At 62.4% G+C, this 8,378-nt stretch carries 8 protein-coding genes and 1 pseudogene; 7 read left to right on the top strand and 2 right to left on the bottom strand.

The window, feature by feature from the left end; all coding sequences use genetic code 11:
• Positions 1 to 509 (bottom strand): annotated as a pseudogene (locus RWT78_RS25710) (hypothetical protein); the annotation flags it as partial.
• Positions 510 to 709: 200 nt separating this feature from the next.
• On the opposite strand from RWT78_RS25710, the gene RWT78_RS25715 reads away from it, so the two are divergent.
• Positions 710 to 1,108, top strand: a complete 399-nt coding sequence (locus tag RWT78_RS25715; RefSeq protein ID WP_037130001.1) for a DUF1801 domain-containing protein — start codon at positions 710 to 712, stop codon at positions 1,106 to 1,108.
• A 7-nt stretch (positions 1,109 to 1,115) separates the two neighbouring features.
• On the opposite strand, the gene RWT78_RS25720 is transcribed toward RWT78_RS25715, so the two are convergent.
• Positions 1,116 to 2,273, bottom strand: coding sequence for an isochorismate synthase (locus RWT78_RS25720; RefSeq protein ID WP_314681816.1), 1,158 nt, complete (start codon positions 2,271 to 2,273; stop codon positions 1,116 to 1,118).
• A 200-nt stretch (positions 2,274 to 2,473) separates the two neighbouring features.
• On the opposite strand from RWT78_RS25720, the gene RWT78_RS25725 reads away from it, so the two are divergent.
• The 6 genes from RWT78_RS25725 to RWT78_RS25750 form a co-directional block, all read left to right on the top strand.
• Positions 2,474 to 2,704: a phosphopantetheine-binding protein gene (locus RWT78_RS25725; protein ID WP_003942230.1), complete on the top strand. Its 231-nt coding sequence runs from the start codon at positions 2,474 to 2,476 to the stop codon at positions 2,702 to 2,704.
• On the top strand, positions 2,692 to 3,492 hold the full coding sequence (locus tag RWT78_RS25730) for a 2,3-dihydro-2,3-dihydroxybenzoate dehydrogenase (RefSeq protein WP_314681819.1): 801 nt from the start codon (positions 2,692 to 2,694) through the stop codon (positions 3,490 to 3,492). The genes RWT78_RS25725 and RWT78_RS25730 overlap by 13 nt, the downstream gene beginning before the upstream one ends.
• Before the next feature lie 41 nt (positions 3,493 to 3,533).
• Entirely contained in the window at positions 3,534 to 5,198 is a 1,665-nt protein-coding gene (locus RWT78_RS25735; RefSeq protein ID WP_314681821.1) for a (2,3-dihydroxybenzoyl)adenylate synthase, read from the top strand.
• 36 nt (positions 5,199 to 5,234) lie between these two features.
• Positions 5,235 to 5,882, top strand: a complete 648-nt coding sequence (locus RWT78_RS25740) for an isochorismatase family protein (protein WP_003942132.1) — start codon at positions 5,235 to 5,237, stop codon at positions 5,880 to 5,882.
• A 47-nt stretch (positions 5,883 to 5,929) separates the two neighbouring features.
• Positions 5,930 to 6,382 carry a flavodoxin family protein gene (locus tag RWT78_RS25745; protein WP_003942217.1) on the top strand — a complete coding sequence of 151 codons (453 nt, stop codon included), beginning with the start codon at positions 5,930 to 5,932 and terminating at the stop codon, positions 6,380 to 6,382.
• 207 nt (positions 6,383 to 6,589) lie between these two features.
• Positions 6,590 to 8,378: condensation domain-containing protein (locus RWT78_RS25750; protein ID WP_314681824.1), on the top strand; the 1,789-nt coding region annotated here is incomplete at its 3' end.

The raw sequence follows: 8,378 nt of genomic DNA on the forward strand, positions 1-8,378 counted from the left end.
CCTAGGTAGTCCTTGGTGACGATGACGGGAACCCCGTCGCTCTGGATCAGTAGTGTCTCGGCGTCGTGCGCGCCGTCCGGATAGGCCAGGGGGTAGGAGGTCGCCGCACCTGAAGCCGGATCGAGTTCGATCAGCCCGACCGACGTTCGTACCGCGTTGTTGTCGCCGATGTCTGCCAGCCACAGATGGCCGTCGGGAGTCGACGACAGATCCTCGACGTCGACACGAGGGGTGCCCACGCTGATCCAGCGCTGCACGTGGCAGTTCGAATCGAGTTCGGCGACCCGATCGTCGGAGCCGCTGTCGCCGATTGCGTACATCCCGGCCGCGGTGACGGTGAGTCCGGACAGCTCGGAAAGGCCTGCATCGGTGGGTGTGCACAGTACGTCGAAGACGCGGGCCTGTTGCGCCGCCGCAGGAACGGTGTGAACGCCGACAATCGCGGCGGCGAGAACAACCGATCCGGCAGCCCAAGCGACTGAGTGGGTGAGCGGTCGATTCCAGATCACGATGCAGTCCTCCAGGCCGAAGAATCGGGACTTAGTACCCAGAGAATACTGGACGTCCGTCTCACTTTGACAGAAACTGCAAGAAATCGCCTATGCCGAAACGTCGTGATGCGTCAGTGATTCACCGAGTGAATCCGCGTGCAGGAGGGGATACTCGACTCACCGGAGATCGGCGGCGACGAGCAGGAAGTGACGAAGCGATGGCGAAGAGTGAGTCCGACAAGCAAGGCGCAGATTCCCCGTCTCGGTTGATCGACCAGCGAATCGAGGAACTCGGAGACTGGCGGGGCGAGATGCTCGCCCGGATACGAACTCTGATCAAAGAAGTGGATCCGGATGTGGTGGAGGAATGGAAGTGGCGAGGTGTTCCCGTGTGGTACCACGCCGGAATGATCTGTACCGGTGAGACTTACAAGAGCGCAGTGAAGGTGACCTTTGCCAAAGGCGCATCACTCGACGACGCTTCAGGACTCTTCAACTCCAGCCTCGAGGGCAATACGCGACGGGCGATCGATTTCCACGAGGGCGAAGCCGTCGACGAAAAGGCGTTCAAGGCACTCGTTCACGCCGCGATTGCCCTGAACACCTCGAAGAAGTGACGCCCTGTCAGAGCTGATGTTCAGCGAGGTCGAACGCACTGAGTAGCGTGCGGAATTTTGTACTGGTCTCTCTCAATTCGATTTCCGGGTCGGAAGTAGCGACGATGCCGCCGCCGGCGTAGGCCCGCGCCGAGAGGCCGTCTGCTGCGATCTCGGCGCAACGAATAGCAACCATCCACTCGCCGTCTCCAGTCCGGTCGCACCAGCCCACGGCACCGGCATAGAACCCACGATCGGCTTCGGTTGCGGTGATGTGCTCGCGTGCGGCGACCGTCGGTGTGCCGCAGACAGCGGGAGTCGGATGCAGCGCCATTGCGAGTTCGAGCGAGGTCAGGGTCGGGTCGATCAGGACACCTTCGATCTTGGTCCCGAGATGCCACAGTTGCGGTGTCCGAAGGATTTCCGGTGCGCTGGGTGCATTGAAGGACGTGCACAGTGGTCCGAGTATCGCGCTGATGGAGTCGACGACAAACGCGTGTTCGGCGAGATCTTTGGTCGACGCGCGGAGTTGCTCGGCATTCGCCTCGTCCTGATCCGAATTCGGGTGGCGTGCAATCGAGCCCGCCAGCGGGTGGCAGGTGACGACGCCGCCTCGCCTTTCGATCAGAACCTCGGGCGTCGAACCGACCAGCGAACGCCCGCGGTACTTTCCTCCGGCGGGGGACAGGTCGACGCAGAAACCGTTGTGCGCGTGATCGAGTGCAATCAGTTTCTCGGCCAGAGCGGCGGGGAAGATCGTGGACTCGGCCTCGATGGTCAGGGAGCGTGCGAGGACAACTTTGTCGAGTTCGCCTGCTCGAAGTCGTTCGATGGCTCCGCGGACCCTGTCGGTGTGGATCTGCGGGCTGGGTTCGAATCCGGCTACCCGCGAAGTGGGTAATGACGGGATGTTGGAGTGATATAGATCACCGCGGACTCGTGTGAAACTCAGTGGCGCGGTGAGGGCGGACGGCGTCTCCGGGGAGAACGGCAGGGCGCCGACGACCGAGTCGATGCGCCCGGTCTTGAGGGCTTCGGCAGCGTCGAAGGCCGAGTCGAATTCTTCGACTACTCCCGAAGTGCGGATCGACGTTTGCCTACGTGAGAGCAGGAAAACGGAGTCCGTTTCATCGTCAGTCCGGTTGTTGCGCAACGGGAATTCGGAGACTTCGGCGAGTGCTGACATGGACACCCTTCCAGTTCGACAGATTGCTTGTTATGTTGAGGCTAGCCTTAGTTTGGGTGAATTTGTGTTGCGAGCGCCCGGGTTGTGTACTTCCGTACCGTTATGGTTAGGCTGGCCTAAAGTCAAGGCGTGCGGACGGGGTCGACACGAGGGTTGGGTTGGCTCGATCTGAGCGCGTCGACCACTACTCGAGGAGACCGATGAGCAACACCGTGGACCGTGACCAGATCGTGCGCGACGTCGCCGAGGTTCTGTCGATGAGGGCAGAACAACTCGGCGACGACGCGGACCTGGGTGACGAAGGCCTTGACTCGGTTCGCTTGATGACGCTCGTCGAACGGTGGCGGGGAGCGGGCGCGGATGCCGACTTCGCGGAGTTGGCAGAAGAGCCCACGATCAATGCCTGGGTTCAGGTCCTGTGCCCGCAGTGAGCGAGCGCCGAATCGCCGTGGTCACCGGTGCTGCGGCGGGGATCGGCGCCGCAGTGGCCCGTACGCTTGCGCGCGACGGGTATTCGCTGGCGTTGCTCGATCGCGACGACGTCGAATTGAAGCGGGTAACTGCGGAATTGGCAGAAACCATCACCGATGGCGCCGCGATCGAGTCCCACGTCGTGGACGTGACCGACCGGCAAGCAGTCGATGCAGCAGTGACCTCCGCGATGGACACGTACGGCCGGATCGACGCGCTCGCGCACGTCGCCGGAATACTCGACACCGGATCGGTGCTGGACTCTGATCCCGATCAGTGGCGGAAGATCTTCGGCGTCAACGTCTTCGGTTTGCTCAACGTGCTGCAAAGTGTGGGACTGGAAATGCGTCGTCAGCGGACCGGATCGATCGTGGTGGTCTCGTCCAACGCAGCCGGTGTGCCACGTATCGGGATGGGTGCTTACGGTTCGTCCAAAGCTGCTGCGACGATGTTGGTTCGAACCGCTGGGCTGGAGTTGGCCGCCGACGGGATTCGTGTCAACGTGGTCGCTCCGGGATCCACCGACACAGCGATGCAGCGGTCACTGTGGTCGGACCCTTCCGACGATTCGGGTGCCGACGCGGTCATCGAAGGCAATCTGGCGAGCTATCGCCTGGGCATTCCGCTCGGAAAACTGGCCACCGCAGACGATATCGCGGACTCGGTGCACTTCCTGCTGTCCGACCGGGCGGCCCACATCACCATGCAGGCGCTGTACGTCGACGGTGGAGCGACGCTCAAAGCGTGAGACGTATTTGCTGACAGTACTTTCGAACAGGAGTCACTTGCATGACCTCGAGGATCGCTCGCGAGCCCTTGGCACCCGTCGCACAGTATCCACCCGATTTGGTGACGCATTATCGGGAACGAGGCTATTGGACTGACGAGACGCTGGCCGGATTCGTCACGGCCGCGGCCGCACGGCATCCCGACAACGAAGCGGTGGTCGGCAGCGATGCCTCTGGCACACAGACACGGCTGACATATTCCGACCTCGATCGTCGCAGCTCGGCCGTGGCCGGAGGCCTGTCCGGCTTGGGTGTTCGCGCCGGTGACCGGGTGCTTCTGCAGCTGCCGAACATCGTGGAATACGTCGAAGCATTGTTCGGTGTGTTGAAGCTCGGCGCCCTGCCGGTATTCGGGTTGCCGGCGCATCGCCGAACCGAAATCGGATACTTCTGCCAGTTCGCTGATGTCGCTGCCTATATCGTCGCCGACCGTCATGGCGGGTTCGACTACCGCGCGCTGGCGCGCGAGGTGAACGAAGGCCTCGAGACTCCGCCTGTTGTGATCGTGGCCGGTGACCCCGAAGAGTTTGTCGGTTTCGATTCGCTGCGCGGATACGAGGTTCCCGTTCTTGCCGACGTCGATCCGTTGTCGGTCGCCTTTCTTCAGCTTTCCGGTGGCACGACCGGTGTTCCGAAGCTGATTCCGCGAACGCACGCCGACTACCTCTACTCGGTGCGAGCGTCCAACCCGATCTGTGGCGTCGACGACTCGACGCGCATGTTGGTGGTTCTCCCTGCAGCGCATAATTTTCCGATGAGTTCGCCGGGTATTCTCGGTGTCTTCCACGCGGGCGGCACCGTGGTTCTGGCGCCGGACACCATGCCGTCCACAGCTTTCGGTCTGATCGAATCAGAGCGAGTCACGCACGCGTCGTTGGTTCCACCGATCGCATTGGCGTGGATGGCCGCCCCCAGCAAGGCAGATCACGACCTGTCGAGCTTGCGGGTTCTCGGCGTCGGCGGAGCGAAGTTCAGCGCCGAAGCTGCCGCACGCGTACCCAAGGAGTTGGGCTGCACCCTCCAGCAGGTGTTCGGCATGGCTGAGGGTTTGGTCAACTACACCCGCCTCGACGACACGCAAGAATTGATCGTCAGCACGCAGGGCCGGCCCATTTCACCGGACGACGAGGTTCGTGTAGTCGATGACGATGGCGCGCTCGTCGAGCCCGGAACCACGGGGCACTTACTGACTCGGGGGCCGTACACGATCCGCGGCTATTACCGGGCGGATGCGCACAATGCCGAGGTCTTCGACGCCGAAGGTTTCTATCGCACCGGCGATCTGGTCAGCGTCACCGATTCGGGACACCTGATTGTCGAGGGCCGCGCAAAGGACCAGATCAACCGCGGCGGCGAGAAGGTGGCCGCCGAGGAGATCGAGAACCACCTGCTCTCGCATCCTGCTGTCCACGATGCGGCCGTCGTCGCTGTTCCCGACGAGTACCTGGGCGAACGAACCTGTGCTGTCCTGGTGATTTCCGGAAATGTGCCGACCGTCGGCGAGATCAAACGATACATACGAGGCCGAGGCGTTGCGGCGTACAAGGTTCCGGATCGAGTGGAGTTCGTGACCGAGTTCCCCGTCACCGGCGTCGGAAAGACCAGCAAGGCGGCCTTGCGCCGTGTTCTCAGCGAATCGATTGCCGCACAGACTCTGTCGAGTTGATCGGTTCCCACCCCCACATTTTCGAGGAGATTCATCATGGCGCTACCCACAGCAGTGCGATACGAGATGCCCACCGAGTTTCCGCAGAATCGGGTCGACTGGACTCTCGATCCTTCCCGAGCGGTGTTGCTTCTGCACGACATGCAGGAATATTTCGTGAACGCGTACGACCGAAGCGTCGACCCGCTCCAAACCGTGGTTCCGAACATCGACCGGCTTCGTTCGTCGGCGCGAGCTGCCGGAATCCCGATCGTCTACACCGCGCAACCCGGTGATCAGGATCCCGAGGAGCGTGCGTTGCTGTCGGATTTCTGGGGACCGGGTCTGAAGGCAGATCCCGCTCACACCGACGTGATCGCCGAGTTGGCTCCGCATTCGGACGACGTGATGCTCACAAAATGGCGCTACAGCGCCTTCATCAAGACGGATCTGCGTGAGCGGCTGCGCGAGAGTGGGCGTGACCAGCTGATCATCACCGGAATCTATGCCCACATCGGTTGCCTGACTACCGCTTTGGACGGGTTCATGCAAGACGTGCAGATCTTCTTCGTGGGCGACGCGGTAGCCGACTTCTCCCTGGACGAGCATGTCGGTGCGCTCGAGTACGCGGCCGGGCGCTGCGCCTCGGTCACCCGAACCGACGACCTGGTCAAGGCGATGAGCGCGGAAACGGTTTCGGCGTAGGCGTGAACGGCGACGGGTGCGCCACCCGTCGCCGTATTGTCAGGTGTGTGAAGACTCTGTTGGTGGTTCACCACTCGCCCTCGCCGACAACCCACGAATTGTTGGATGCGGTCCTGGCCGGGGCTCGCGATCCCGAGATCGAGGGCGTCGAGGTGAAGGTGATGCCGGCGTTGGCGGCGACGGTGCCCGACGTCCTCGCTGCTGACGGCTATCTTTTCGGAACCACCGCCAATTTCGGTTACATGTCGGGCGCGCTGAAATACTTCTTCGACACCACGTACTACCAATGCCTCGGCGCGGTTTCGGATCGACCGTACGGCCTGTGGGTTCACGGCAACAACGACACTGCCGGTGCAGTGTCCTCGGTGCGCAAACTCGCCACCGGGCTCGGATTGGTCGCGGTGGCGGATCCGCTCGAAGTGACTGTGAGCGTGGACAAATCTGTCCGCGATGGTTGTTATGAACTGGGCGGAACCGTCGCGGCAACGCTGATGGACTAGCCTTCACTTTCTCGTTTCGATTCACGAAAGAGACTGTCCCGCAAGCGGTTGTAGAAGCGCGTGTCCTCTGATTAACGCGTCGGGAGCCGTCGGTTCTCGGGTCACCGGCGAGGCGGATTCCCCGATTCATTGACATTTAGTTTAGGCTACCCAAAACGACGTTAGGTCACCCTTGGGTGACGTGTGTCCACAGACGAGGGGATCAGTGTGAGCGTTCTTCCAGGTTCGAACTCCGGAGCGGCGAGCGAAGCTACGTTTGCTCTCACAGGAGCTCAACTCGGGATTTGGAACGCACAGAGGCTTGATCCCGAATCTCGGAGCTACCTCGTCGGTGAGGTGCTCGAAATCTCGGGTGACGAACCGATCGACACCGAACTGCTGACAGCCGCCATCACGGCGACGATCGGTGAAGCCGAAACCATGCGGCTGCGGATGATCGAGACGGCGGACGGCCCGCGTCAGTACATCTCCGACGAGCCGGTTGGCATCATCCCGATCACCGACGTCCGTGACGAGCGCGATCCCGTAGCCGTGGCGCACGCACTGGTCGACGCCGAGCGCAGCCGGGCGTCCGAGTACTGCCGCCTGATGGTGGAGCGTCCGCTGTACACCTACTCGCTGATCAGGCTCTCCGATCGCGAGATCTGGTGCATTCAGCTCTATCACCACCTGATCGTCGACGGATACAGCGCAGCAATGATTTCGCGCCGAGTCGCCGCGCACTACACGGCCGCGAAGAAGGGAACCGAGGTCGCGCCAACGCGATTCGGTTCTATGACAGATCTGGTCAGCGAGGACGAGGCGTACCGGGCTGGCGAGCAGTTCGCGGAAGATCGTGACTACTGGCGTGATGTCCTGACGCCGTTGCCCGCGTTGGACGGACGCGGCCAGCAGGTCACCGGTCCGGCGGAACGAACGATCCAGGTTCGCGAGGTCATTACCGCCGACGCCCTCAGCTGCCTCAAAGAGGTGGCAGACGCGACGGGAACAACGTGGGCCGAGGCACTGATCGCCTGCTACGGCGCGTTTCTCCACCGACTGCTCGGCGAGACGGATGTTGTCATCGCGATGCCACTCATGGCGCGCGTAGGCCGCACGGCACTCAAGACGCCGGCCATGGCAGTCAACGTTCTGCCTCTCCGGTTGACGATTCGCAGCCACGATCGACTCGGTGACCTGAGCAAGCAGGTGGCCGCCACGATGAAAAGCCTGCGCGCACACCAGCGCTACCGCGGTGAGAATCTTGCTCGGGACCTGGGCGTCGCCGGAACCGGCGCACTGCTTCACGGGATCGGAATCAATCTCAAGGCTTTCGACTTCGCCCTCGATTTCGCCGGCGCTGTGGGTGTACTGCGAAACGTCGCCGGGGGACCGCCGGAGGACCTGGGTTTGACGGTGACGCCCATTGCGGACGGCGAAGTTCTACTCGGATTCGAAGTGGACGCGCGTACCAATACTCGGGAATCGGTTCAACGTCGCCTCGCTGGTTTCGTCAGCATCGTCAACGCGATGGTCGGGGAGGGAGATCCTGCCGTCGGTCAGGTGGAGATGATGCCTGCGGCCGAAGCCGCGCGGATTCTCGCCGGCCGCGAAACTGCACCGCTGCCCGGCTCGGTCGAACTCGTTCCCGACGTGTTCGACCGCATCGTTGTCGAGCACGCGGATGACACAGTCCTCGTGTGCGGTGACGAACGTTTGACAGGCGCAGAACTCGGTGGCCGCGTCCACAAGCTCGCCCGGTTGCTTCGGGCCCGCGATGTCGGCCCGGACGACATTGTCGGACTTGCGCTTCCGCGTACTTCCGAGATGGTGGTGGCGCTGCTCGCGACATTGAACGCGGGCGCAGCGTACGTGGCCCTGGATCCGCAGCACCCGGCCGAGCGGTTGCGAGATCTGATCTACGACGCGCAGCCGAAGGTCGAGATCACCACTTCCACTCTGGCCGAGCAACTCGTCGGAGGTTCTCGGCCCGACCACCTCGTCCTCGATTCCGACG

It is taken from the genome of uncultured Rhodococcus sp., assembly GCF_963525155.1.
GTDB classification, from domain to species: domain Bacteria; phylum Actinomycetota; class Actinomycetes; order Mycobacteriales; family Mycobacteriaceae; genus Rhodococcus_F; species Rhodococcus_F qingshengii.

What these genes read in the sequence shown, in the direction of transcription:
- RWT78_RS25715 (WP_037130001.1), top strand. Translation starts at nt 710, where the DNA reads ATGGCGAAGAGTGAGTCCGACAAGCAAGGCGCAGATTCCCCGTCTCGG.
- RWT78_RS25735 (WP_314681821.1), top strand. Translation starts at nt 3,534, where the DNA reads ATGACCTCGAGGATCGCTCGCGAGCCCTTGGCACCCGTCGCACAGTAT.
- RWT78_RS25725 (WP_003942230.1), top strand. Translation starts at nt 2,474, where the DNA reads ATGAGCAACACCGTGGACCGTGACCAGATCGTGCGCGACGTCGCCGAG.
- RWT78_RS25720 (WP_314681816.1), bottom strand. Translation starts at nt 2,273, where the DNA reads ATGTCAGCACTCGCCGAAGTCTCCGAATTCCCGTTGCGCAACAACCGG.
- RWT78_RS25740 (WP_003942132.1), top strand. Translation starts at nt 5,235, where the DNA reads ATGGCGCTACCCACAGCAGTGCGATACGAGATGCCCACCGAGTTTCCG.